The sequence below is a fragment of the Streptomyces sp. NPDC104831 genome (assembly GCF_055583025.1).
On record NZ_JBVJOT010000001.1, the window covers coordinates 115,216 to 140,420 of the forward strand.

Below are 25,205 nucleotides of genomic sequence, written 5' to 3' on the forward strand. Positions count from 1 at the left end.
CCGTCCGGTCGTGTCCGTTCGCGTCACGGCCCGTCGCGTACCCGCCTGCGGCCGCGTACGGTCCGCGACCCTTCACGATACGTGCCGGAGGCAACCCGCACGGCGCGGATGACGGATTCCCGGGCGGCAAACCGGCGCGCGGCGGCTACGACTTGGGCACGAAGGACTTCGCCAGCGTCTTCCAGGTGTCCTTGCGCAGGTCGTCGTGCCAGTCGGCGTCCCGCGCGGTGTACATCAGCGCGTAACCGAGGTGGTCGTTCACCACGAACCCCCGGTCGATGGTCCGGAACCTGGTGCCGCCGTCGACGTAGGTGAACTCCCAGTCGGCCGTGTTCCAGCCGCGGTACCCCACCTTCTCGATGCGGACCTTGTGGTACTGGGAGCGCACCATGGACCGCTCCTGGTTCCGCCAGTCCGCCACCGGGTCGTCCTTGGGCGTACCGGTCCAGGCGACGAGCAGCTTCTGCCCGCCGGGCCCCGTGTAGCGGTCGCCGGAGCGCCCGGTGGTCTGGTACTTCCACCCCTCGGGCAGGCCGATCGAGTAGCCCTGCCCGCCCTTGCGGGTGCTCTCGGCCGGCGCGCTCCCGCCGTCCTCGCCGCCGTCCTTGCCGCCGGACGCGCCCGGGTCGTCGGAGTCACCCCGGTCGTCGGCGGACGGGCTCGCGGCGCCGTCCGCGGCGGAGCCGGTGGCGGTGGACACCGCACTCGCGCCGTCCGTCCGTGGCCCGGCGTCCGTGTCCTGGGCCGCGTCCTCGTCCCGCTTGGCGGTCGCGTCGGCGGCGGCGGGCTTGGCCCCGCCGGTCTTGCCGTCGTCGCCGCTGTCGCTCAGGGCGAAGGCCAGCACGGTGCCGAGCACCGCGAGCACGACCACGGCGACGATGATCACCAGCGTGCGCCTGGGCACCACATCGGTCAGCGGCGCCCTCGGCACCGGCCGCGGCGGCAGGTCCGGCGGCGGCACCACGGGCCAGCCGGAGGCCGACCGGTTCGCGCTGGAGTTCGGCCCGGCGGCACCGGGCGCCCCTGCGGCACCCACGCGCGCCCCACCGACGGCACCGGGCCGCGCCCCGCCGGGGGAACCACCGGCACCGGGCCGGGAGCCGGCGGCGCCCCCGGCACCCGGCAGCGCGCCCGGAGCGAGCGGCGGAGGCGGAGGCGGTACGGCCGGCGCGGCCGGCGCGCTCCCGCCCCCGTTCCTGGTTCGGGTGGCCGCGGCGCCGGTGGCCGCCCCCGCCGCCTTGCGCACCGACCGCAGCGCGCCGCGCAGCTTCTCGCCGGCCTCCTCGCCCCGCCTGCCCTCCGGCCCGCCGGGCTGGACCGGCAGCGGAACCACCCGGGTGGCGTCCATCGCCTCCGGCTCGGGCGCGTGGATCACCGCGTTGAGCATGGCCCGGGCCCCGGCGTCGTCGAGCCGCTTGGCCGGGTCCTTGGTCAGCAGGCCGTAGAGGACGTCCCGCAGCGGACCCGCGTTCCTGGGCTCCTCCAGCTGCTCGGTCATCACCGCGGTGAGCGTGGCGATCGCCGAGCCCTTGTCGTAGGGCGGCGTGCCCTCGACCGCCGCGTACAGCAGACCGCCGAGCGACCACAGGTCGGCCGCCGGTCCCGGCTTGTGGCCGCGGGCGCGCTCCGGGGAGATGTAGGAGGGGGCGCCGACGAGCATGCCGGTGGAGGTGATGGAGGGGTCGCCCTCGACCTGCGCGATGCCGAAGTCGGTGAGCACGACCCGGCCGTCCTCGGCGATGAGCACGTTGGACGGCTTCACGTCCCGGTGCAGGATGCCCTCCCGGTGCGCGGAGCGCAGCACGTCCAGGATGGCGAGTCCCACCTCGGCGGCGCGCTTCGGCGTCAGCACCCCGTCCTCGCGGATGACCTCGGCCAGCGACTTGCCCTCGACCAACTCCATGACGATCCAGGGCCGGTCGTCCTCGTCGACCACGTCGAACACCGTCACGGCGCTGTTGTTGCGGATCCGGGCGATCGCCTTGGCCTCGCGCAGGGTGCGCGTGATCAGGCGCCGCTTCTCCTCCTCGTCGATGTTCGACGGGAACCGCAGTTCCTTGACGGCGACCGTCCGGCCGAGGGTCTCGTCCTCGGCGCGCCAGACCGTGCCCATACCGCCGCGGCCCAGCACGTCCCCCAGCCGGTACCGCCCGGCGAGGAGACGCCGCTCGCTCTTGTCCTGACGAGTCTCCTGACGAGATGAACCCGCCCGCTCCGCCTCCGACATGCGTCCCCTCATACAACCCGCCCTGACAGAGCCTCCATTGTCTCTCACCCGGCAAGTGCCCGACGCCCAGGGTGCCCCTGGGCGGGCCCCGCCCCCGCCGCCCCGCGAGCCTTCTTGAAGCGGGCGCTCCGCTTACCGGGATGATGGGCCGTAAGAGGGGAGGAACCGGTATGCCGACGCTTCGGACAGTCCTGTGCATACCGGTGTCGCTGGTGCTACTGCTCGCCCCGGCGGCCCTTCAGGACGCCTCCCCGCACCCCTTTCCGGTCGCGGCCACGGGCACGGTCCTGCCACTGCTCGTCAGCGACGGCGGGGCACCCGCGGCGGCCCTGCTGACCCGGGACGCCGAGGGCGACGGAGCGCGCCTGCGGTACGCGTCGGCCGGCCGGGGCATCTCCCGCGCCGACCACTTCCGGGCCGGCAGCATCACCAAGACCTTCCTCGCGACGGTCGTGCTCCAGCTGGCCGAGGAGCACCGGCTCTCCCTCTCCGACACCGTCGAGCGGCACCTGCCGGGGCTGCTGCGCGGGCGCGGCACCGACGGCCGGCGCGTCACCCTGCGGGCCCTGCTCACCCACACCAGCGGGCTGGCCGACTTCACCGAAGCCACCCGTGGCGTCGTGCCCCTGACCCCGCTTCAGGCCGTGCGCGTCGCCTCCTCGCTCCCCCCGTCCCGCCCGGGCCGCTACTCCTACTCCAACACCAACTACGTCCTGCTCGGTCTGGTCGTCGGCCGGGTCACCGGCCGTTCCTACGCCGCCGAGACCGAGCGCCGTGTCATCGCCCCGCTGGGTCTGAGGGGCACCTCCTTTCCCGGGTCCCGCGGATCGCTGCCTTCGCCGCACGGCCGCGCCTACACGGCCGGCGGCGCCGATGTCACCGAGCTGGACCCGCGCGTGGCCGGCGCGGCGGGTGAGCTGGTGACCACCCTGGCCGACCTGGACCGCTTCTACGCGGCCCTGCTCGGCGGCCGGCTGCTGCCCGCGCGCCGGCTGCGCGAGATGCTGGACACCCGTGCCGCACACGGCGCGTACGGCATGGGCCTGATGCGGGTGGAACTGCCGTGCGGCACCACCGTGTGGGGACACAGCGGCCGGATCTCCGGCAGCTACGTGCGCAGCGCGGCCACCGCCGACGGCCGGCGTGTCCTCACCTTCCGGGTGAACACGGACGCGATCCCGGCATCCCGCCTCGACTCGGCCCTGCTCGCCGGGGCGTTCTGCCCCCGCACCCGGTAGAACGCCCGGGGCCGGAGCGGAGATCCCGAAACCGGCCACCCGTTCGAGTGGATGTCGGCCGCTCCGCCGCCGGGGCGGAGCGGCGGCCTACAGCGGCACGATGTCCGGGGCCCCCAGCCGGGCGGCGTCCGCCGTCTGGTCGTCCGGCTGGAGCTGGGACTCGCGCTCGGCCTCCACCCGCTTCTCGTAGTGCTCGACCTCGCGCGCTATCCGTTCCGCGTCCCATCCGAGGACCGGTGCCATCAGCTCGGCCGCCTCCCGGGCGCTGCGGGTGCCGCGGTCGAAGGTCTCGATGGAGATGCGGGTGCGGCGGGTGAGGACGTCGTCCAGGTGCCGGGCGCCCTCGTGCGAGGCGGCGTACACCACCTCGGCGCGCAGGTAGTCGTCGGCGGCGTGCAGCGGTTCGCCGAGCGCGGGGTCGGCGGCGATGAGTTCCAGGACCTCCTCGGCCAGCGAGCCGTAGCGGTTCAGCAGGTGCTCCACTCGGACCACGTGCAGTCCGGTGCGGGCGGCGATCCGCGCCCGCGCGTTCCACAGCGCCTGGTAGCCCTCCGCGCCGAGCAGCGGGATCTCCTCCGTGACGCAGTCGGCGACGCGCATGTCCAGACCGTGCACCGCCTCGTCGACGGCGTCCTTGGCCATCACCCGGTAGGTCGTGTACTTGCCGCCGGCCACGACCACCAGCCCGGGCGCCGGATGGGCGACCGTGTGCTCGCGGGACAGCTTGCTCGTGGCGTCGGACTCGCCGGCCAGCAGCGGGCGCAGCCCGGCGTACACGCCCTGCACGTCGTCGCGGGCGAGCGGCACGGCCAGCACCGAGTTGACGTGTTCCAGCAGGTAGTCGATGTCGGCGCTGGACGCGGCCGGGTGGGCCTTGTCCAGGTCCCAGTCGGTGTCGGTGGTGCCGATGATCCAGTGCCGGCCCCAGGGGATGACGAACAGGACGGACTTCTCGGTGCGCAGGATCAGGCCGGTGGTGGAGTGGATGCGGTCCTTGGGCACGACCAGGTGGATGCCTTTGGAGGCGCGGACGTGGAACTGCCCGCGTTCGCCCACCATGGCCTGGGTGTCGTCGGTCCACACGCCGGTGGCGTTGACGACCTGCTGGGCGCGGATCTCGTACTCCCCGCCGCCCTCGACGTCGCGCACCCTGGCCCCCACGACCCGCTCGCCCTCGCGCAGGAAGCCGGTCACGCGCGCGCGGTTGGCCACCTTCGCGCCGTACGACGCCGCCGTGCGCACCAGGGTGGCCACGAAGCGGGCGTCGTCCATCTGGGCGTCGTAGTACTGCAGGGCGCCGACCAGTGCGTCCTTCTTCAGGCAGGGCGCCACGCGCAGGGCGTGACGGCGGGTCAGGTGGCGGTGCACGGGCAGGCCCCGGCCGTGGCCGCGGGCCATCGACATCGCGTCGTACAGCGCGACGCCCGAGCCCGCGTACAGCCGCTCCCAGCCCTTGTGCTGGAGCGGGTAGAGGAACGGCACCGGCTTGACCAGGTGCGGGGCGAGGCGCTCCAGCAGCAGGCCGCGCTCCTTGAGGGCCTCGCGGACCAGGGCGAAGTCGAGCATCTCCAGATAGCGCAGGCCGCCGTGGATGAGCTTGCTGGACCGGCTGGAGGTGCCGGACGCCCAGTCCCGCGCCTCGACCAGGCCCGTCGACAGGCCGCGGGTGACCGCGTCCAGCGCGGTGCCGGCGCCGACCACGCCGGCGCCGACCACCAGCACGTCCAGCTCGCGTTCCGCCATCGCCGCCAGTGCCTCGGCGCGCTGCGCCGGCCCCAGTGTCGCTGTCCTCACCGCTGCCTCCCGCTGTCGCTGACTCGCTCGCGTCGGCCGCACCCGGTGGGCGTGGCTCCGCTCATGCCCTCCTCATGCCCAAATGATGACCGCGATGCGCCGCTTCAGCCACCACGGGCTCCCGACCTGTGGACAACTCGCGCACAACCATCGGAAGACACACAAACACAATCACACATAACGGTCATATGTGTACCTAATCTGTCAGTGCGCCCGCTCATGCTGTCCACAGCGGTTGCGCACCTGTCCCGCTTCGGCTATTGGGAAGGACGGCCACGCATGCCCGCAGACCTCGCCGTCATCGGACTCGGCCCCTACGGACTGCCGCTCGCCCAGGCCGCCGTCGCCGCCGGCGTCCGCACCGCCGGCTACTCCACCGGCCCCGAGGCGGGCCCGCTCAGCCCCGCCGAGCTGCGCCGGATGCACTCCGCCGGCTTCCGGCTCGCCACCGACCCGGCCCAGCTCGGCCGGGTGCGCACCGCGGTGATCTGCGCGCCCACCCCGCGCGGCGCCGACGGCGGCCTCGACCTCGGCCAGGTCGAGGCCGCCGCCCGCACCCTGGCCGGGCACCTGCGCCCGCACACCACGGTCATCCTGGAGTCGCCGGTGCTGCCCGGGACCACGGAGGAGTTCCTGCGCCCGCTGCTGGAGGACGGCTCGGGCCTGCGCGCCGGCCGCGACTTCCACCTCGCCTACTCCCCCAGCCGCGTCGACCCCGGCAGCCGCGGCCACACGCCCACCGGCACCCCGAGGGTCATCGGCGGCCTCACCCCCGCCTGCACCGAGTCCGCCGCCGCGTTCTACGGCCGGCTCACCGACAAGGTGGTCCGCGCGCGCGGGCTGCGCGAGGCGGAGACCGTGCAGTTGCTGGAGACCAACTACCGGCACGTGAACATCGCGCTGGTCAACGAGATGGCCGTGCTCTGCCACGAGCTGGGCGTGGACCTGTGGGACGTGATCCGCTGCGCGGAGACCAAGCCCTTCGGCTTCCAGGCGTTCCGGCCCGGTCCCGGCGTCGGCGGGCACGGTGCCGCGCAGGACCTGACCGGGCACGCGACCCGCACCCTGCGCATGGTGGAACTGGCCCAGCAGGTCAACAGCCGGATGCCCCGGTACGTCGTGCAGCGCGCCGCCACGCTCCTGAACGAGCACGGCAAGTCCGCGCGCGGGGCCCGGGTGCTGCTGCTCGGCGTCACCTACAAGCCCGACCTCGCCGACCTCCAGGGCACGCCCGCGCGGGAGATCGCAGTGCGGCTGATGGAGTTCGGCGCGTCCGTGAGCTACCACGACCCGTACGTGCCCGCGTGGAACGTCCTGGACCGCCCGGTCCCGCGCGCGGACTCCCTCTACGAGGCCGCCGCCGACGCCGACCTCACGATCCTGCTCCAGCACCACCGCACGTACGACTTGCAGGGCCTGTCGGTGAAGGCCCAGCTCCTGCTCGACACCCGGGGCGCCACTCCCACGGGGGCGGCGCACCGGTTGTGAAGGGGGAGCGCTCGGGAAGATCCGCAAGATCCACCTCCTCCGGAACTTCACCAGCCAAAGCCGAGTGCGGTCCCAGCGGGCAGCGCGGCCCGGGCATGCCGAAGGGCCGGTCGTTCACCGGGAACGGCCGGCCCTCGGGGCGTCGCGGGGACCGCCCGGCGGTTACCGCCGGTGCTGGCTGTCCGCCACCGTCACCTCGACCCGCTGGAACTCCTTCAGCTCGCTGTAGCCGGTGGTGGCCATGGCGCGGCGCAGGGCGCCGAAGAAGTTCATCGAGCCGTCCGGGGTGTGGGACGGACCGGTGAGGATCTCCTCGATCGTGCCGACCGTGCCGAGGCCGACCTTCTTGCCGCGGGGCAGCTCCTCGTTGACCGCCTCCATGCCCCAGTGGTGGCCCTTGCCGGGCGCGTCCGTGGCGCGGGCCAGCGGGGAGCCCATCATGACGGCGTCGGCGCCGCAGGCGATCGCCTTGGGCAGGTCGCCGGACCAGCCGACACCGCCGTCCGCGATCACGTGCACGTACCGGCCGCCGGACTCGTCCATGTAGTCCCGGCGGGCCGCGGCCACGTCGGCGACGGCCGTCGCCATCGGGACCTGGATGCCGAGGACGTTGCGCGTGGTGTGCGCGGCGCCGCCGCCGAAGCCGACCAGCACGCCGGCCGCACCGGTGCGCATCAGGTGCAGCGCGGCGGTGTACGTGGCGCAGCCGCCGACGATCACCGGGACGTCCAGTTCGTAGATGAACTGCTTGAGGTTCAGCGGCTCGTGCGAGGACGACACGTGCTCCGCCGACACCGTGGTGCCGCGGATGACGAAGATGTCCACGCCCGCGTCCACCACGGCCTTGGAGAACTGGGCGGTGCGCTGCGGGGAGAGCGCGGCGGCGGTGACCACACCGGCGTCGCGCACCTCCTTGATGCGGGCGCCGATCAGCTCCTCCTTGATCGGCGCCGCGTAGATCTCCTGGAGGCGTCGGGTCGCCCGCTCGGCGGGCAGCTCGGCGATCTCGTCCAGCAGCGGCTGCGGGTCCTCGTGCCGGGTCCACAGGCCCTCGAGGTTCAGCACGCCGAGGCCGCCCAGCTCACCGATGCGGATCGCGGTGGCCGGGGAGACCACGGAGTCCATGGGTGCGGCCAGGAACGGCAGCTCGAAGCGGTAGGCGTCGATCTGCCAGGCGATCGAGACCTCCTTCGGGTCCCGCGTACGGCGGCTGGGGACGACGGCGATGTCGTCGAAGGCGTACGCCCGGCGGCCGCGCTTGCCGCGCCCGATCTCGATCTCAGTCACGTCTTGGCCTTTCCCTGATGCGTTTCAGCGTCTTCCAGTATCGCCGACGGCTGCGGCGGCGACCCCCCACCCGCACGGCGAGGGCGGCCCCGGAGCCGTCCGGAGCCGCCCTCGAAGAGCCTCACGCGTGCGCGCGCGTCACTTCTTGCCGCTGTAGTTCGGTGCCTCGACCGTCATCTGGATGTCGTGCGGGTGGCTCTCCTTCAGACCCGCCGAGGTGATCCGCACGAACCGGCCGCCCGCCTGGAGCTCGGGCACGGTCCTGCCGCCGACGTAGAACATCGACTGGCGCAGGCCGCCGACCAGCTGGTGGACGACGGAGGACAGCGGGCCGCGGTAGGGCACCTGGCCCTCGATGCCCTCGGGGATCAGCTGCTCGTCGGAGGCGACGCCCTCCTGGAAGTAGCGGTCCTTGGAGAACGACCTGCGGTCGCCGCGGGTCTGCATGGCGCCGAGCGAGCCCATGCCGCGGTACGACTTGAACTGCTTGCCGTTGATGAACAGCAGCTCGCCCGGGGACTCCTCGCAGCCCGCGAGCAGCGAGCCGAGCATCACCGTGTCGGCGCCCGCGACCAGGGCCTTGGCGATGTCGCCGGAGTACTGCAGACCGCCGTCGCCGATCACCGGGACGCCGGCGTCCTTGGCGGCCAGCGCGGCCTCGTAGATCGCGGTGACCTGCGGCACGCCGACGCCGGCGACGACGCGGGTGGTGCAGATGGAGCCGGGTCCGACGCCCACCTTGATGCCGTCGGCGCCCGCGTCGACCAGGGCCTGGGCGCCGTCGCGGGTGGCGACGTTGCCGCCGATGACGTCGACGCCGGAGGAGTTCGACTTGATCTTGGCGATCATGTCGCCGACCAGCCGGGAGTGGCCGTGCGCGGTGTCCACGACGATGAAGTCGACACCGGCCTCGATCAGGGCCTGGGCGCGCTCGAAGGCGTCGCCGGCCACACCGACCGCCGCGCCGACCAGCAGGCGGCCCTCGGCGTCCTTGGCGGCGTTCGGGTACTTCTCCGCCTTGACGAAGTCCTTGACGGTGATCAGGCCCTTGAGGACACCGCCGTCGTCGACCAGCGGCAGCTTCTCGATCTTGTGCTTGCGCAGCAGCTCCATGGCCTCCGGGCCGGAGATGCCGACCTTGCCGGTGACCAGCGGCATCGGGGTCATGACCTCGTGCACGCGGCGGCTGCGGTCGCTCTCGAAGGCCATGTCGCGGTTGGTGACGATGCCGAGGAGCTTCTTGTCGCCGTCGGTCACCGGGACACCGCTGATGCGGAACTTGGCGCACAGCGCGTCGGCCTCGGCGAGCGTGGCCTCCGGGTGGATGGTGATCGGGTCGGTCACCATGCCGGACTCGGAGCGCTTCACCAGGTCGACCTGGTTGGCCTGGTCCTCGATGGAGAGGTTGCGGTGCAGGACGCCGACACCGCCCTGGCGGGCCATCGCGATCGCCATGCGGGACTCGGTCACCTTGTCCATGGCGGCGGACAGCAGCGGGATGTTGACCCGCACGTTGCGGGAGACGTACGAGGCGGTGTCGATCTCGTCGGGCGCCATGTCCGACGCGCCCGGCAGCAGCAGCACGTCGTCGTAGGTCAGCCCGAGTGTCGCGAATTTACCGGGCACTCCGTCGACGTTGGCAGTCATGACACCTTCCCCAAATGGCCTTGATCGGTGCGGATGTCCATGCTAACGGGAAGCGTCGCTAGCAAATTCCACGGTAAGGGCTCGCTTCCGGCTTCGTATCTTCCTACGAATCCCTCGGTGCGCGGGCGCGGCGGCGGAGCTACGGCGGCTCCCGCCCGGCGGGTTACTGCTCGGCGAGCGCTCTGAGACGGCTCAGCGCCCGGTGCTGGGCCACGCGGACCGCGCCGGGTGACATTCCCAACATCTGACCGGTCTCCTCCGCGGTCAAGCCCACGGCGATGCGCAGCAGAAGCAGTTCGCGCTGGTTCTCCGGCAGGTTGGCCAGGAGTTTCTTGGCCCACTCGGCGTCGCTGCTGAGCAGGGCGCGCTCCTCGGGACCGAGGGAGTCGTCGGGCCGCTCGGGCATCTCGTCGGAGGGCACGGCCGTCGATCCCGGGTGGCGCATCGCGGCGCGCTGGAGGTCGGCGACCTTGTGGGAGGCGATGGCGAAGACGAACGCCTCGAAGGGGCGGCCGGTGTCGCGGTAGCGGGGCAGCGCCAGGAGGACCGCGACGCAGACCTCCTGGGCGAGGTCCTCCACGAAGTGGCGGGCGTCGCCGGGGAGCCGGGACAGCCGGGTGCGGCAGTAGCGCAGCGCCAGCGGGTGGACCCGGGCGAGCAGATCGTGCGTGGCCTGCTCGTCCCCGTCGACGGCACGATGCACGAGCGCACCGATCGCCCCAGGGGCCGTGCCCGCCTCGTCGTCGCGCATCGGTCCATGGTGCCCTGTGGCCGTGCGGTCCGCCGCATCGTGTTCGTGGTTGTGCACCGAAGCGTTATGAGCAGGTGCGCCGGCACTCATCCCCTGCGCCCTCCCCTTCCGCTCGACCGACTCGTCCCCGAGAGACTCCACATCTCAAGGATGCGGCATCCGCGCCGAAACGAGCAGCGCGCGTCCGGCCGGCCGCCTCGCGCGCGCCGTCGCGGGGCGCGTCCCGCGAGGCGTACGGCGACCGGTCGCGCCCGCCACACCGACGGCGCCGACGTGCGCCGCGGCGCCCCCGCGATCTCCCGCGCGCCGGGGCGTAGGGCGGTGCGTACGACCGGTCACACACCGAGGCGCATGTGTGCGGCGACACCCGGAACGCCCCGTCGCCGCACCGCGGGACAGCGGCAGCGGGCGTACGCCGTCCGCGCGGCCCCGGGCCCGGCGACGGGGCATCCGGGCCCGCCCGGCCCCTCTGCCGGGTCGTCCGGAGAGGGGGCCACGGGGGCGTCGAGCGCGGCGCCCGGTCCGGGCCGGTTACCGGACCAGGCCCCAGCGGAAGCCGAGGGCCACCGCGTGGGCGCGGTCCGAGGCGCCCAGTTTCTTGAACAGGCGGCGGGCGTGCGTCTTGACCGTGTCCTCGGAGAGGAACAGCTCACGGCCGATCTCGGCGTTGGAGCGGCCGTGGCTCATGCCCTCCAGGACCTGGATCTCGCGCGCGGTGAGCGTGGGCGCCGCGCCCATCTCCGCCGAGCGCAGCCGGCGCGGGGCGAGCCGCCAGGTCGGGTCGGCGAGCGCCTGCGTCACGGTGGCCCGCAGCTCCGCGCGTGAGGCGTCCTTGTGCAGGTAACCCCGGGCGCCGGCGGCGACCGCGAGGGCCACGCCGTCCAGGTCCTCGGCGACGGTGAGCATGATGATGCGTGCGCCCGGGTCGGCGGACAGCAGCCGGCGCACGGTCTCGACGCCGCCCAGACCGGGCATGCGCACGTCCATCAGGATGAGGTCGGAGCGGTCGGCGCCCCAGCGGCGGAGGACTTCCTCGCCGTTGGCCGCCGTCGTCACACGCTCGACACCGGGCACGGTCGCGACCGCGCGGCGGAGCGCTTCTCGGGCAAGCGGGGAGTCGTCGCAGACGAGGACGGATGTCATGACCGCCCTCCGCAGCTGATGCGCGTCACCTTGAGCCTCCAGGCTGGTACGGAATCGTCACCTGTGCGGTCGACCGTCTCGGACGCCTGCCCGAGCGCTTCTTCTTTCAACCGCCTCCGCACTCTCAACGACGGTCACTCGAAAGAGTTACGGGGCCGCGTGCCGTCTTCGGCACTCTATGTGAGGGGACCGACACGGTGCCGGTATGCCCGGCGGACTCTCAACTTTTCATCACAACCTATGACCCATTTGGCCCCTTTTCTTCCCGCTTCGTAGTGTCTGGGGCTAGATTCGCAATGAGTCATATTTTCATCTCCTTAGACCGGAGATGTACGGTCGTTGGCACCGTACCCGCCCAGATCGGCGACAAGGGGTCACGTAATGGCAGATTTCTCCCGCCTTCCCGGGCCGAACGCGGACCTGTGGGACTGGCAGCTGCTGGCCGCCTGCCGCGGCGTGGACAGCTCGCTCTTCTTCCACCCGGAGGGCGAGCGCGGGGCGGCTCGGAGCGCTCGTGAGAACTCGGCCAAAGAGGTCTGCATGAGGTGCCCGGTCCGCGCGCAGTGCGCGGCGCACGCGCTGGCGGTGCGCGAGCCGTACGGCGTCTGGGGCGGCCTGACCGAGGACGAGCGCGAGGAGTTGATGGGGCGGGCGCGCAACCGGCTGGTGACGGCCTCCTCCGCCGCCGGCGGGGACACCGCCCAGGATCACTGAAGGAACGTTTCAGCAGACCAGGGTCCGTCCACCGGGTGCGTGCGCGCGCCGTCCAGCCCGGGGCAGATCCCGCGCGGGGGCACGCGCGCGTGCCCGTGACGCCGCGCGGCGGGCCGCCGCGCGCTCGGCCGTCACATGCGACCGGCCGCCCGGGCCAGTTGCTCCAGGGTCGCCGCCACGGCCGGCACCTGGGCCAGGTCGGGCAGGGTCAGGGCGACGATCTCGCGTCGCACCGCCGGCTCCAGCCGTACCGCGCGCACGCCGCGCGGCCGTACGGACTCCACGGCCAGCCGGGGCAGTACGGCGACCCCGAGGCCCGCGCCGACCAGGCCGACCACGGCCGGGTAGTCGTCGGTGGCGAAATCGATGCGCGGGGTGAAGCCGGCCCCCTCGCAGACCTCCACCAGCTGGCCGCGGCAGCGCGGGCAGCCCGCGATCCACGGTTCCTGGGCCAGTTCGCCGATGGCGACGGTCTCCGCCCGCGCGAGCCGGTGCCGTTCGGGCACCAGGGCGACCAGGCGGTCCGTCAGCAGGGGCCGTACGACGAGATCGTCCCACTCCTCGGCGACCGCGGCCCCCTCGTAGCGGAAGGCCAGCGCGAGGTCGCAGTCGCCTTCCCGCAGCAGCGCCACGGACTTCGGGGGCTCGGCCTCCTCCAGGGAGACGCGGGTGCCGGGGTGGGCGGCGCGCAGCGCGGCCAGGGCCGTGGGCACGAGCGTGGAGCTGCCGCTGGGGAAGGAGACCAGCCGGACCCGGCCCGCGCGCAGGCCGGCGATGGCGGCGACCTCCTCCTCGGCCGCGGTCAGCCCGGCGAGGATGCCGGAGGCGTGCCGGACGAGGGCCTCGCCGGCCTGGGTCAGGCGCATCTCGCGTCCGTTGCGGACCAGCAGCGGGGTGCCGACCGAGGCCTCCAGGGCCTTCATCTGCTGGCTGACGGCGGGCTGGGTGCAGCCCAGTTCGCGTCCGGCCGCCGAGAAGGAGCCGGTGGTGGCGACGGCGCGCAGGACGCGGAGATGACGGGCCTCGATCACCCTCCGAGCATAAGCCAACCTTTGGGTGCTGCGCCCGATAACGCTTCACCACTTTGGGCGCCGATCGCTTAGCGTGCTGGGATGAAGCTTCTCTCCGTCAATCTGGGCCGCCCCCGGCCCGTGCCGTACACCAGCCAGCCGGACGGCGTGACCGGCATCCACAAGCAGCCGGCCGAGGGGCCGGTCCGGGTGGCGGCGCCCGGTCCCAAGGGGGTCGGCACGAGCGGGCTGGCCGGGGACGCGGTGTGCGACACGCGGCATCACGGCGGGGACGACCAGGCGGTGTACGCGTACGCCCGCGAGGACCTGGACGCCTGGCAGCGGGAACTCGGCCGGCCGCTGGCCAACGGCTGTTTCGGCGAGAATCTGACGACGGACGGTCTGGACGTCTCCGGGGCGCTGGTCGGCGAGCGCTGGCGGATCGGCGCGGACGTGGTGCTGGAGGTGACCGCGGGCCGCATCCCGTGCGCCACCTTCCAGGGCCACATGGGCGAGCGCGGCTGGATCAAGAGGTTCACCCGGAAGGGCGCGACGGGCGCCTACCTCCGGGTGATCGAGCCGGGTGAGATCCGCTCGGGCGACCCGGTGGAGGTCGTGTACCGGCCGGACCACGGGGTGACGGCGCGGATGCAGTTCCGCGCGGTGACCACCGAGCGCGAACTGCTGCCCCGGCTGCTCGCGGCGGGCGAGGCACTGCACGCGGAGACGCTGGCGAGGGCCCGCGCGTACGTGGCGGAGCAGCGGGTCTGAGCGGCCGCCGGCGGCCGGGGGACGGACGGCGCGCGGCCCGCGGGGGCCGTCGGCCCGGGTCACTACCCTTGGGCCATGACAACGGCTCTGATTACGGGATCGACCGCGGGGATCGGCGCCGCGTTCGCGCGGCGGCTGGCGGCTGACGGGCAGGACCTGGTGCTGGTGGCCCGGGACACCGGGCGGCTGCGCGAACAGGCGACGGAACTGCACGACCGGCACGGCGTCGAGGTGGAGGTGCTGCCCGCCGACCTCTCCCTGGACGAGGGCATCGAGGCGGTGGCCGCCCGGCTCGGCGACCGGAAGAACCCGGTCGACCTGCTGATCAACAACGCCGGCTTCGGCAACAAGGGCCGCTATCTGGACGTGTCGATGGCGGACGAGCTGCGGATGCTGAAGGTGCACTGCGAGGCCGTGCTGCGGCTGACGTCGGCGGCGGCCGGGGCGATGCGCGAGCGCGGCCGGGGCGGGGTGGTGAACGTCGCCTCGGTGGCCGCCTTCGTGCCGCGCGGCACCTACGGCGCGTCGAAGGCGTGGGTCGTGCAGTTCACCCAGGGCGCGGCGCGGGACCTGGCGGGCAGCGGGGTCCGGCTGATGGCGCTGTGCCCGGGGTTCGTGCGCACCGAGTTCCACCAGCGGGCGGGGATGGGCACCGACAACATCCCCGGCTGGCTGTGGCTGGACGCCGACAAGCTGGTCGCGGCGGCGCTGGCCGACCTGGCGCGCGGCAGGACGCTGTCCATCCCGGATCCCCGGTACAAGGCGCTGATGGGCCTGGTGAAGGTGACGCCGCGCGGGCTGCTCGGCGGGATCAGCTCACGGACGGGGCGCAAGTACGGGCCGCGGTAGCGCGCGCGGGTGGCGCCGCCGTCCCGGTGGGAAGATGGGCGGGACGGTACCGGACCAGGGGGCCGGAGGCGGCGCCATGACCTTCGTACAGCTCATCGAGTGCAGGACGAGCCGGCTGGACGAGGTGAACCGGCTGGTGGACGACTGGGCCCGGCACACCGACGGGAGCCGGACGGCGACGCACACGGTGGTCGGCCGGGACCGCGCGGACGCGTCGCACGTGGTGGAAGTGGTGGAGTTCGCGTCGTACGAGGAGGCGATGCGGACCTCGCGGCTCCCGGAGACCGAGCGGGTCTTCCGGGATCTGGGGGCGCTGTGTGACGAACGGCCGAGGTTCACCGGTCTGGACGTCGTACGGGACGTGCGCCCGGCGGAGCGCGTCGTGCGCCGGTTCTTCGAGGCGCTGGGCGCCGCGGGTGGGCTGCCGCCGCTGAACGACCTGCTGGACGAGGACGTGCACAGCCGCGATCCGATGAACCCGCAGGACACCGTCGGGCTGGACCACGCGCGCGCCGAGTTCCGGATGTGGCGCGCCGCCTTCGACTTCGCGTTCACCGTCGAGGACGTGCTCGCCGAGGACGACCGGGCCTGCGCCCGCTGGTCGTGGCGCGGCACGCACCGGGGCGACTTCCTGGGCATCGCGCCCACCGGCCGGCGGGCCGCCATGACCGGGATGACGCTGTTCCGGTTCGGCACCGGCGGAAAGATCACCGAGCTGTGGTGGCAGCACGACCAGCTGGGGCTGATGCAGCAGCTGGGTGCGCTGGACGAGCTGGAGCGGTAGGCGGACAGGGCGAAGGCCCGGCACCCCTCGCAAGGGGCGCCGGGCCTTCACTCACGGGCGTTGCCCCGGTGGGCGTTGCCTCAGTGGGCGTGGCCGTGGCTGTGGCCCGCCGCGGCCGGCTCTTCCTCTTCCTTCTTCTCGACGACCAGGGTCTCGGTCGTGAGCAGCAGGGAGGCGATGGAGGCGGCGTTCTCCAGGGCGGAGCGGGTGACCTTGACCGGGTCGATGACGCCGGCCTTGATCAGGTCGCCGTACTCGCCGGTGGCGGCGTTGTAGCCCTGGCCCTTGTCCAGGTCCTTGACCTTGGACACGATGACGTAGCCCTCCTGGCCGGCGTTCTCGCCGATCCAGCGCAGCGGCTCGACCACGGCGTTGCGGACCACGGCGACACCGGTGGCCTCGTCGCCGGTCTTGTCGAGGTTGCCCTCGAGGACCTTGGAGGCGTGGACCAGAGCGGAGCCACCACCGGAGACGATGCCCTCCTCGACCGCGGCGCGGGTCGCGGAGATGGCGTCCTCCAGGCGGTGCTTCTTCTCCTTCAGCTCCACCTCGGTGGCGGCGCCGACCTTGATCACGCACACGCCGCCGGCCAGCTTCGCGAGGCGCTCCTGGAGCTTCTCGCGGTCCCAGTCGGAGTCGGTGTTCTCGATCTCGGCCTTGATCTGCGCGACGCGGCCCTGCACGTCCTCGGACTTGCCGGCGCCGTCGACGATCGTGGTGTCGTCCTTGGTGACGGTGATGCGGCGGGCGGAGCCGAGCACGTCGAGGCCGACCTGGTCGAGCTTGAGGCCGACCTCCTCGGAGATGACGGTGGCGCCGGTGAGGACGGCCATGTCCTGGAGCATCGCCTTGCGGCGGTCGCCGAAGCCGGGGGCCTTCACCGCGACGGCGTTGAAGGTGCCGCGGATCTTGTTGACGACCAGGGTCGACAGGGCCTCGCCCTCGACGTCCTCGGCGATGATCAGCAGCGGCTTGGAGGAGCCGGCCTGGATGACCTTCTCCAGCAGCGGCAGGAGGTCCGTGATGGCGGAGATCTTGCCCTGCGTGATGAGGATGTACGGCTCGTCGAGGACGGCCTCCATGCGCTCCTGGTCCGTCACGAAGTACGGCGACAGGTAGCCCTTGTCGAAGGCCATGCCCTCGGTGAAGTCCAGCTCCAGACCGAAGGTGTTGGACTCCTCGACGGTGATGACACCGTCCTTGCCGACCTTGTCCATCGCCTCGGCGATCAGCTCGCCGACCTGCTGGTCCTGGGCGGACAGCGCGGCGACGGCGGCGATGTCGGACTTCTCGTCGATCGGGCGCGCGGTGGCGAGCAGGTCGTCGGAGACGGCCTTGACCGCGGCGTCGATGCCCTTCTTCAGGGCGGCCGGGGAGGCACCGGCGGCGACGTTCTTCAGGCCCTCGCGGACGAGCGCCTGGGCGAGCACGGTGGCGGTGGTGGTGCCGTCACCCGCGATGTCGTTGGTCTTGGTCGCCACCTCCTTCACCAGCTGGGCGCCGAGGTTCTCGTACGGGTCCTCGATCTCCACCTCGCGGGCGATCGTGACACCGTCGTTGGTGATGGTGGGGGCGCCGAACTTCTTGTCGATGACGACGTTGCGGCCGCGGGGGCCGATCGTCACCTTGACGGTGTCGGCAAGCTTGTTGACGCCGCGCTCAAGGGCGCGACGGGCGTCCTCGTCGAACTTCAGGATCTTCGCCATGACAGCGGGAGCCCTCTCGGAAATCTGTAGGTGAAAAACGCCGCGCCCCGGGCGCCCGGCTTCTGTTCGATCGCGGGGGCCAGGGGCGCAGCTCAAGCGGAGAGTTGCTTGAGGTGATTACTTCTCGATGATCGCGAGCACGTCGCGAGCCGAGAGGACGAGGTACTCGTCGCCGTTGTACTTCACCTCGGTGCCGCCGTACTTGCTGTAGAGGACGACGTCGCCGACCTTGACGTCGAGCGGGAGCCGCTCGCCGTTCTCGAACCGGCCCGGGCCCACGGCGAGGACGGCGCCCTCCTGGGGCTTCTCCTTCGCGGTGTCCGGGATGACCAGGCCAGAGGCCGTGGTCTGCTCGGCGTCCAGCGGCTGGACCACGATGCGGTCCTCGAGCGGCTTGATGGCAACCTTGGAGCTGGCGGTCGTCACGATCCGACCTCCCCCTTCGGAGATCTCACGGGGTTAACTGTCTGAGGTGGCGACCAGGTCGATCCGTCGTCGCGGGTGCCGGACCTGCCCGTCGCGTTTGTTGGCACTCTCACCTGCGGAGTGCCAGAGCCGAGACTATGACCGGGGTTAGCACTCGGTCAAGCGGAGTGCCAATGCCGCGCGGCGCGGCGGTGGTGAATCGGCCGTCCCGGCGTTGACCGGAGGGCCGGCTCCTACGGAAGAAGCCGGAGGCAGCCCCTCGATCCGGGCCACCGTCAGGCCCCGCTCCCGGGCCGCTCCGAGGACGCGTGCCGTGCGTGCGCGCAGCGGGACGCCCGCCGGGCCGACGGGGCCCACGCGGACGATGCCGGCGGGGCCGAGGGGGCGGGTGAGGCCGGCCGGGGCGAGGGCCGCGCGCCACAGGGCGGTCGCCACGACGCCGCGGCCGGCCGCGGCGCACCGGGTGGCGGGGGCGTGGGCGCCTCAGGACAGGCGGAGCAGGCGGGGGCGGGCGCCGAGGCGGGTGCGGAGGCGGTCCGGCCGGCCGCGGATGCCGGCGCGCCGGGCGGCGTACGGCGGTCCGGCCGGGCCGGGTGGCCCACGCCGTGGTTCCCGATGCCGGGGGCGCACGGGCGGGCGGCGTGGCGGTCACCGGGGGCGGCGACGCCGGCGGGGAGCAGGGTGACCGGGAGCCGCAGTGCGCGGACCATGCCGGCGAGGCCGGGGTCGTCCTCGGCGCCGTCGTCGTAGGTGGGGAGGACGGCCGGGTGGCGGGTGGGGGCGTGGTCGACGACGGGGGGCGGGGCGGCTCCCCGGTGCGCGGCCGGCGGGCGGGCCGGCCGGGCCAGGGAGCCGGCGAGGGGACGGGCCGGGCCCCCGTGCCGGTGGTTCCGGCCGTCGGCAGTGGCGTGCGGGCGTACCCTCGCGGCGGCCTTCCTGCCGAGGCGTTCGAGGGGGTCGACGGACTGGGCGCAGCCCGTCAGGAGCAGGGCCGCGGCGAGGACCGCGGCCGGGCCCCGCGGGCGCCTCACAGGTAGTCCTCCAACCGGGCGACGGCATAGCCCTCGCGGGTGACCTTGTCCAGGAAGCGCCGCATGTCGTCCACCATGGTGCCGTTCCAGTCGTCCCGGCCGCGGAAGTGGGTGAGGACGATGTCGCCGGGGTGCAGGCGGCGGTCCCAGTCGCGGTACTCCCAGTGGTCGACGAAGACCTCCTCGTCCCAGATGGGCGCGTACTCGATGCCGCAGTCCTTGGCGGCGCGCAGGGTGTCGCCGTTGTAGTTGCCGTAGGGCGGCCGGAAGACGGTGGGCGCCTTGCCGAACTGCTTCTTCATGACGGTCTGCATGCCGCAGATCTCGTCCCGCTGCTCCTCGTAGGACAGGCCGGGCAGGTAGGGGTGGGTGAGGGTGTGGTTGTTGAGGGTGACGCCCTGGGCCTGCATCCGGCGGAAGTAGCCGTAGTCGTCCTCGATGACGTAGTTGCTGAGGAACGCGGTGTACGGCACCTTCAGCTCGCTCATCATGCGCAGGAACGCCGGGTCCTTCTCGGCGCCGTCGTCGATGGTGAGGAAGACGACCTTCTGCCGGGTGGGGACGGTGGTGAAGACCGGCGGGAGGTCCTCCTCCTCCTGGCCGTCCACCTCGAAGCCGTCCCGGGGGGTGATCCGGGGTTTGTCGGCGGGCGGGGCCGGAGGGGTGAGCGGGGCGCGGGCCAGGCCCCAGCGCCGGGCGGCGGCGGCCAGCCGGGCGTGTTCGGCGGCCTGGCGGGCGCGCGGGTCCCGGGGGTGGGCGGGGCCGCCGTGGGCCGGGGCGGGGGCGGGGTCGCCGGCGCAGCCGGACAGGAGGGCGGCCAGTGCGAGGGCGGTGGCGGCCGCGGCCGTCTTCGCGGCCCCGGCCCGGCTTCCGGCGTCCGCCTTCGCGACCCGTGCCCGACTTTTGTCATTTTGTACTACTTCTCGCATGGTGCCGGATCCTCCCAGGCCCCGGCCCGCGCCCCGGGCCGACACCGCCGCCGGGAGCGCGCCATCCACCGACTGGCCCACAATGAGCCGGTGAACGACCTCGCTCTGCTCCTCACCCCCGAAGGCCGCGCCCTCCTCGACGAGGTGCGCGACACCGAGCCCGCGCGGGAACTGGCGGTGGCCACCCGGCTGCGCCGCGACCACCCCGCCGAACTGGTCTCGGCCGCGCTGGGCCAGGCCCGGCTGCGGCAGCGGGCGGCGGCGAAGTTCGGGGCCGAGGACGCCGGCCGGATGTTCTTCACCCCCAACGGGGTCGAGCAGTCCACCCGGGCGAGCGTGGCGGCGTACCGGGCGCGGCGGCTGACCGAGCTGGGCGTGACCTCCGTGGCCGACCTGTGCTGCGGCATCGGCGGGGACGCGATCGCGCTGGCCCGGGCCGGGATCCGGGTGCTGGCCGTGGACCGCGACCCGCGGGCCGCCGCGGCGGCCCGCGCCAACGCCGAGGCGCTGGGCCTTTCGGACCTGATCGAGGTGCGCGAGGCCGATGTCACCCAGGTGGACACCGCCGGGTACGACGCGGTGTTCGCGGACCCGGCCCGGCGGGGCGGGCGCGGCAGGGTGTTCGACCCGGAGGCGTACTCGCCGCCGCTGTCCTGGGCGGTCGAGACGGCCCGCCGGGCGCCCCGGGCCGCGCTGAAGATCGCCCCCGGCATCCCGCACGAGATCGTCCCGGCCGAGGCCGAGGCGGAGTGGATCTCGGACGGCGGGGACGTGAAGGAAGCGGTGCTGTGGTTCGGGACCGGGGCGCCGGGCGCCGTGCGGGCCACGCTGCTGCCGGGACCCCGCACGCTGCTCGGCCGGGGCCTGCCCGACCCGGCGGTGCGGCCGGTGGGCCGGTACCTGTACGAGCCGGACGGCGCGGTCATCCGCGCGCACCTGGTCGCGGAGGTGGCCGGGGAGCTGGACGGCGGGCTGCTGGACCCGACCATCGCCTACGTCACCGCCGACGAGCCGCGGCCCACGCCGTACGCCACCGGCTACGAGATCACCGACCGACTCCCCTTCAACGTCAAGCGGCTGAAGGCGCTGCTGCGCGAGCGGGAGGTCGGCACGCTGACCGTGAAGAAGCGCGGCTCGGCCGTCGAGCCGGAGGAGCTGCGCCGCAAGGTCCGCCCGCAGGGACCGAACGCGGCCACCGTCTTCCTCACCCGGGTGGCGGGGGCGCCGACGATGCTGATCGGTCACCCACTGGGCTGACCCGCCCGGCGCTGCAGCAGGGCGCGTTCCCGCGCGTTGCGGGCCAGCTCCGCGGCCCGCAGGAACTCCTCGCGGGCCTCCGCGGCCCGCCCGAGCCGGGACAGCAGGTCGCCGCGGACGCTGGGCAGCAGGTGGTACCCGCGCAGCGCGGGCTCGGCGGCCAGGGCGTCCACCAGCGCCAGCCCCCGCTCCGGGCCGTCGGCCATCGACACGGCGACCGCGCGGTTCAGCTCGACCACGGGGGACGGCGCGCGGGCGGCCAGCAGGCCGTACAGGGTGGTGATGGCCCGCCAGTCGGTCTCCTCGTAGGTGTGCGCGCGGGCGTGGCAGGCGGCGATGGCCGCCTGGAGGGCGTACGGGCCGGGCGGGCCCGCCGCCGTGGCTCCGGCGCGCTCCAGGGCGCGCACGCCGCGCGCGATGAGCATGCGGTTCCAGCGGCGGCGGTCCTGGTCCTCCAGCAGCACCGGTGTGCCGTCGGGCGCGGTGCGGGCGGCGGTGCGGGACGCCTGGAACTCCAGCAGCGCGGTCAGGCCGTGCGCCTCGGGCTCCCGGGGCATCAGCGCGGACAGCACCCGGGCCAGCCGCAGCGCGTCCTCGCACAGCCCGGGGCGCAGCCAGTCGTCGCCGGCGGTGGCCGCGTACCCCTCGTTGAAGATCAGGTAGATGACGTCCAGGACGGAGCCGAGGCGGGCCGCGCGGTCGGGTCCGCAGGGCACCTCGAAGGCCACGTTCCCGGCCGCGAGGGTGCGTTTGGCGCGGACGATGCGCTGGGCGACCGTCGCCTCCGGCACCAGGAAGGCGCGGGCGATCTCGGCCGTGGTCAGGCCGCCCAGCAGGCGCAGCGTGAGCGCGGTGCGGGCCTGCGGGGACAGCACCGGGTGGCAGGCGGTGAAGACCAGCCGGAGCAGGTCGTCGTCGATGCCGTCCGGGTCGGCGGGCTCCTCGGGCGGCGCCGTGGTCTCCAGGTCCCGGCCGACCTCGGCGAGTTTGCGGGCGTAGGTCTCGCGGCGCCGGACCAGGTCGACGGCCCGGTGCCGGGCGGTGGCCGTCAGCCAGGCGCCGGGGTTGTCGGGCACCCCGTCCCGGGGCCACTGCTCCAGCGCGGCGACCAGCGCGTCCTGCGCCAGTTCCTCCGCGATGCCGACGTCCCGCACGATGCGCGCGACACCGGCGATCACGCGCGGCGACTCCAGCCGGAAGACGGTCTCGATGGCGTGGGCGGGGGTCGGCTCGGCTGCCGTGGGCTGTGGTCGCACAGCCCACATGCAACACCGTGCGGGCCCCCGGGCCAAGCGGCTCAGCCCTCGGCGATCTCCCGCAGCTCACAGGAGAGGGTCCAGTCCGGTCCGTGGATGCCGAGGAAGCGGCGGGTCCACTCCACGGCCTCGGCGCGGTCCTTGCACTGCATGAACGCGTAGCCGCCGACGACCTCCTTGGCCTCGGTGAACGGGCCGTCGGTGACGGAGGCCCGCTCGCCGTCCCAGTCCACCCGGACGGCCTGCGCGGCGGGGGTCAGCCCGGCGGTGTCGAGCAGGACTCCGGCCTTGGTCATCTCCTCGATCAGCTCGCCCATCCGCCGCATCAGCTCCGGGCCGGGGCCCTCGGCGGGCGCGGCGGACTCGTCGAGGCGCACGATCGACAGGTAGCGGGGCATGGTGTCTCCCTGGGTCGGGCGGCGGGGCCGTTCCCCGCCGCTCACCTGTACGTCGAACGGGAGACGCCCGGATCGACAGGCGGCCGGAAAAAAGTCGCGGAGATTTTTCCGCGCCCCGGACCTCAGCGCAGGGACGCCCAGAGTTCGCCCGCCCGGGGTTCCTCGGGGATCACCCGGTTGGGGTCGGAGGGGGCCGTGACGACCGGCATCGTCACGGTCCTCACCCGGTCGGCGGTCAGGTCCCCGAGGCTGCGGCCGAGGCTCATCAGCTCGCCCAGGGAGTCCAGGCCGGTGTCGGTGGTGAGGCCGGCGGTGACGGCGTCGGCGACCTGGTAGAGCCGGGCCGGGTCGGTCAGCAGCCCGGCACCGGAGACCTGCTCCAGCAGGGCCTTCACCAGCGTCTGCTGGAGTCCTATGCGGCCCAGGTCGCTGCCGTCGCCGATGCCGTGCCGGGTGCGGGCGAGGGCCAGCGCCCGCGTGCCGTCGAGGTGGTGGGTGCCGGCCTTCAGGTGGAGGTGGCTCTGGTCGTCGTCGATGTCCTGGCCGGTGGTGACGTCCACCCCGCCGAGCGCGTCGACCAGCCGGGCGAAGCCGGAGAAGTCGATTTCGAGGAAGTGGTCCATGCGCACGCCGGTGAGGGTCTCCACGGTCTTCACCGCGCAGACCGGACCGCCCACCGCGTAGGCGCTGTTGAACATCGCGCCGTACGCCGGTGCCGAGGTGCCGCCCGAGTCCAGCGGGCAGGACGGGCGGGTGACGAGCGTGTCGCGCGGGATGCTGACCACGGTCGCCGCCGTCCGGCCCGCGTCGAGGTGCACGACCATCGCCGTGTCGGACCGGGCGCCCTCGCTGTCCCCGCCGCCCAGTTCCCGGTTGGCCGCGCCGCTGCGCGAGTCCGAGCCGAGGACCAGGATGTTCAGCGAGCCGGTGTCCACCGGGGAGGCGTCGGCGGAGGCGGTCGGGGCGGGGGTGAGCACCGCGCGGGCGGGCCGGTCGTCGCCGAGCGCGCTGTCGATGTCGACGCTGGTGATGTTGCCGTTCAGGTGCCAGTACGCCCAGCCCGCCGTCGCGGCGGCCAGCACCAGGGCACCCGTCAGGGTCAGGCCGGCGATCTTGAGCGCTTTGGGCCGCCGGCCCACGCGTCTGCCCGTGTCGCCTTGCTCCTCGTGTCGCGTCACGACAGGAACATAAGTCCGAATGATGAACGGATAGTCGGCCGTTTCGGCGCGAGCCGGTTTTCTTGTGAAATTCTCATCCGATGGCACCGTCGGCAGCGGCGGTTCGCCTCGGCGTCACCGCCGGCGCGCGCCCCGCCCGTCGAGGCGTCAGCCCCCGGCAGCCGCGGGAGGGGCCGTGCTGGAGCGCACGACCAGGCTCGTCGCCAGCTCCACCCGGGTCGTCGTCCGCTCGTCCTCGGCCCGCCCCAGCTCCAGCACCAGCCGGGCCGCGGCCTCGGCCATCTCGGTCAGCGGCTGCCGTACGGTCGTCAGCGGCGGGCCCACCCAGCGGGCCACCGGCAGATCGTCGAAGCCGACCACGCTGAGGTCCTCCGGGACGCGCAGCCCCAGTTCGCGGGCGGCCTCGTACAGACCGAGGGCCTGGAGGTCGTTGCCCGCGAAGACGGCGGTGGGCCGGTCCGGGCGGCGCAGCAGCTCCAGGCCCAGCCGGTAGCCGGCGTCGTGGTGGAAGTCGCCGGCGAGGACCAGCGAGGGGTCCGCGGGCAGCCCGGCCGTCTCCAGGGCCGCCCGGTAGCCGTCGATCCGGGCCCGGCTGCACATCATCCGGGAGGGGCCGCTGATCGCGCCGATCCGGGTGTGGCCGAGTTCGACCAGGTGCCGGGTGGCGGCGAGCCCGCCCTGCCAGTTGGTGGCGCCGATGGAGGGCACGTCCGGCCCCGGGTCGCCGGCCGGGTCCATCACCACGAACGGGATGGAGCGGCTGGTCAGCAGGGCCCGCTGGGACTCGTCGAGGTCGGACAGCACCAGCACCACGCCGTGCGGGCGGCGGGCGGCGACCTGGTCGGCCCAGGTCCGGCCGGGGGTGAGCCGGCCCGCCGACTCGGAGAGCACCACGCTCAGCCCGGCGTCCCTGGCCACGTTCTCCACTCCCCGGATGACCTCCAGCGCCCAGGCGCTCTCCAGCTCGTGGAAGACGAGGTCGATCAGCGGCGAACGGGACGCCTCGGCACGTCGGCGCCGGTAGCCGTAGGCGCGCAGCAGCTCCTCGACCCGGGCGCGGGTCGCCGGGGCGACGTCCGCGCGGCCGTTGAGGACCTTCGAAACAGTCGGAGCGGAGACCCCGGCCTCCCGGGCGATCTCGGCGAGGGTCGCCGTCTGTGTTTCTGCGGGCTTCGGAGGCTTCATGCGAGCGATCGTATCCGCGCGGGGACACGGGGACGAAGAAGTGTGCTCCGCACGGAGCTTCGGAACATTCGGAATGACTATCGAAACATTCGACGAGGGGCGCCACAACGCGAACACCCCGCCTCCGGTGTCCCGG

21 protein-coding genes are annotated in these 25,205 nt (G+C 73.5%); 7 read left to right on the plus strand and 14 right to left on the minus strand.

The window, feature by feature from the left end:
- Positions 1-145 precede the first annotated feature (145 nt).
- Positions 146-2,227, minus strand: coding sequence for a serine/threonine-protein kinase (locus ACZ63H_RS00490; protein WP_469860738.1), 2,082 nt, complete (start codon positions 2,225-2,227; stop codon positions 146-148).
- Between the two features lie 170 nt (positions 2,228-2,397).
- On the opposite strand from ACZ63H_RS00490, the gene ACZ63H_RS00495 reads away from it, so the two are divergent.
- A complete protein-coding gene (locus tag ACZ63H_RS00495) occupies positions 2,398-3,465 on the plus strand; it encodes a serine hydrolase domain-containing protein (RefSeq protein ID WP_469860740.1) in 1,068 nt (355 codons plus the stop codon).
- Positions 3,466-3,552: 87 nt separating this feature from the next.
- Here ACZ63H_RS00495 and ACZ63H_RS00500 read toward each other — a convergent pair whose 3' ends face one another.
- Positions 3,553-5,259, minus strand: coding sequence for a glycerol-3-phosphate dehydrogenase/oxidase (locus tag ACZ63H_RS00500; protein ID WP_469860742.1), 1,707 nt, complete (start codon positions 5,257-5,259; stop codon positions 3,553-3,555).
- A gap of 279 nt (positions 5,260-5,538) precedes the next feature.
- On the opposite strand from ACZ63H_RS00500, the gene ACZ63H_RS00505 reads away from it, so the two are divergent.
- Positions 5,539-6,747: a nucleotide sugar dehydrogenase gene (locus ACZ63H_RS00505; protein WP_469860744.1), complete on the plus strand. Its 1,209-nt coding sequence runs from the start codon at positions 5,539-5,541 to the stop codon at positions 6,745-6,747.
- A gap of 162 nt (positions 6,748-6,909) precedes the next feature.
- Here the strand turns inward: ACZ63H_RS00505 and ACZ63H_RS00510 are convergent, their stop codons facing one another.
- The 4 genes from ACZ63H_RS00510 to ACZ63H_RS00525 all read right to left on the minus strand — a co-directional run bounded on the left by ACZ63H_RS00510 (position 6,910) and on the right by ACZ63H_RS00525 (position 11,575).
- Positions 6,910-8,034 (minus strand): GuaB3 family IMP dehydrogenase-related protein, encoded by a 1,125-nt coding sequence (locus ACZ63H_RS00510; RefSeq protein WP_467932461.1) that lies wholly within the window; start codon positions 8,032-8,034, stop codon positions 6,910-6,912.
- Positions 8,035-8,172: 138 nt separating this feature from the next.
- Positions 8,173-9,681 carry an IMP dehydrogenase gene (gene guaB / locus ACZ63H_RS00515; RefSeq protein WP_469860746.1) on the minus strand — a complete coding sequence of 503 codons (1,509 nt, stop codon included), beginning with the start codon at positions 9,679-9,681 and terminating at the stop codon, positions 8,173-8,175.
- Between the two features lie 163 nt (positions 9,682-9,844).
- On the minus strand, positions 9,845-10,432 hold the full coding sequence (locus ACZ63H_RS00520) for a sigma-70 family RNA polymerase sigma factor (RefSeq protein WP_030601058.1): 588 nt from the start codon (positions 10,430-10,432) through the stop codon (positions 9,845-9,847).
- A 531-nt stretch (positions 10,433-10,963) separates the two neighbouring features.
- The gene (locus tag ACZ63H_RS00525; RefSeq protein ID WP_003948568.1) at positions 10,964-11,575 is read right to left on the minus strand and encodes a response regulator transcription factor; all 612 of its coding nucleotides are present in this window, start codon (positions 11,573-11,575) and stop codon (positions 10,964-10,966) included.
- A gap of 381 nt (positions 11,576-11,956) precedes the next feature.
- Here ACZ63H_RS00525 and ACZ63H_RS00530 point away from each other — a divergent pair, with 381 nt between their 5' ends.
- On the plus strand, positions 11,957-12,289 hold the full coding sequence (locus tag ACZ63H_RS00530) for a WhiB family transcriptional regulator (protein WP_469860748.1): 333 nt from the start codon (positions 11,957-11,959) through the stop codon (positions 12,287-12,289).
- A gap of 131 nt (positions 12,290-12,420) precedes the next feature.
- On the opposite strand, the gene ACZ63H_RS00535 is transcribed toward ACZ63H_RS00530, so the two are convergent.
- Positions 12,421-13,320: a LysR family transcriptional regulator gene (locus ACZ63H_RS00535; protein WP_467932465.1), complete on the minus strand. Its 900-nt coding sequence runs from the start codon at positions 13,318-13,320 to the stop codon at positions 12,421-12,423.
- 81 nt (positions 13,321-13,401) lie between these two features.
- On the opposite strand from ACZ63H_RS00535, the gene ACZ63H_RS00540 reads away from it, so the two are divergent.
- The 3 genes from ACZ63H_RS00540 (at position 13,402) to ACZ63H_RS00550 (ending at position 15,703) form a co-directional block, all read left to right on the plus strand.
- On the plus strand, positions 13,402-14,070 hold the full coding sequence (locus ACZ63H_RS00540; RefSeq protein WP_469860751.1) for an MOSC domain-containing protein: 669 nt from the start codon (positions 13,402-13,404) through the stop codon (positions 14,068-14,070).
- 75 nt (positions 14,071-14,145) lie between these two features.
- Positions 14,146-14,919, plus strand: coding sequence for an SDR family NAD(P)-dependent oxidoreductase (locus tag ACZ63H_RS00545; RefSeq protein ID WP_469860753.1), 774 nt, complete (start codon positions 14,146-14,148; stop codon positions 14,917-14,919).
- A 76-nt stretch (positions 14,920-14,995) separates the two neighbouring features.
- Complete coding sequence (locus ACZ63H_RS00550) at positions 14,996-15,703, plus strand: ester cyclase (protein ID WP_469860755.1); 708 nt, start codon at positions 14,996-14,998, stop codon at positions 15,701-15,703.
- An 80-nt stretch (positions 15,704-15,783) separates the two neighbouring features.
- Here ACZ63H_RS00550 and groL read toward each other — a convergent pair whose 3' ends face one another.
- The 3 genes from groL to ACZ63H_RS00565 form a co-directional block, all read right to left on the minus strand.
- Positions 15,784-17,409: a chaperonin GroEL gene (gene groL / locus ACZ63H_RS00555; protein ID WP_469860756.1), complete on the minus strand. Its 1,626-nt coding sequence runs from the start codon at positions 17,407-17,409 to the stop codon at positions 15,784-15,786.
- Between the two features lie 117 nt (positions 17,410-17,526).
- The gene (gene groES / locus ACZ63H_RS00560) at positions 17,527-17,835 is read right to left on the minus strand and encodes a co-chaperone GroES (protein ID WP_004955293.1); all 309 of its coding nucleotides are present in this window, start codon (positions 17,833-17,835) and stop codon (positions 17,527-17,529) included.
- A 1,027-nt stretch (positions 17,836-18,862) separates the two neighbouring features.
- The gene (locus tag ACZ63H_RS00565) at positions 18,863-19,795 is read right to left on the minus strand and encodes a polysaccharide deacetylase family protein (protein WP_469860758.1); all 933 of its coding nucleotides are present in this window, start codon (positions 19,793-19,795) and stop codon (positions 18,863-18,865) included.
- Positions 19,796-19,885: 90 nt separating this feature from the next.
- Here ACZ63H_RS00565 and ACZ63H_RS00570 point away from each other — a divergent pair, with 90 nt between their 5' ends.
- Positions 19,886-21,052, plus strand: coding sequence for a THUMP-like domain-containing protein (locus ACZ63H_RS00570; RefSeq protein ID WP_469860760.1), 1,167 nt, complete (start codon positions 19,886-19,888; stop codon positions 21,050-21,052).
- Here ACZ63H_RS00570 and ACZ63H_RS00575 read toward each other — a convergent pair.
- The 4 genes from ACZ63H_RS00575 to ACZ63H_RS00590 form a co-directional block, all read right to left on the minus strand.
- Positions 21,037-22,317, minus strand: coding sequence for an RNA polymerase sigma factor (locus ACZ63H_RS00575; RefSeq protein WP_469860762.1), 1,281 nt, complete (start codon positions 22,315-22,317; stop codon positions 21,037-21,039). The two genes, ACZ63H_RS00570 and ACZ63H_RS00575, sit on opposite strands and share 16 nt — an antisense overlap.
- Before the next feature lie 32 nt (positions 22,318-22,349).
- A complete protein-coding gene (locus tag ACZ63H_RS00580; protein WP_469860764.1) occupies positions 22,350-22,706 on the minus strand; it encodes a YciI family protein in 357 nt (118 codons plus the stop codon).
- Between the two features lie 122 nt (positions 22,707-22,828).
- Complete coding sequence (locus tag ACZ63H_RS00585) at positions 22,829-23,884, minus strand: LCP family protein (protein WP_469860766.1); 1,056 nt, start codon at positions 23,882-23,884, stop codon at positions 22,829-22,831.
- A gap of 147 nt (positions 23,885-24,031) precedes the next feature.
- Positions 24,032-25,069, minus strand: coding sequence for a LacI family DNA-binding transcriptional regulator (locus tag ACZ63H_RS00590; RefSeq protein WP_469860768.1), 1,038 nt, complete (start codon positions 25,067-25,069; stop codon positions 24,032-24,034).
- Positions 25,070-25,205 lie beyond the last annotated feature (136 nt).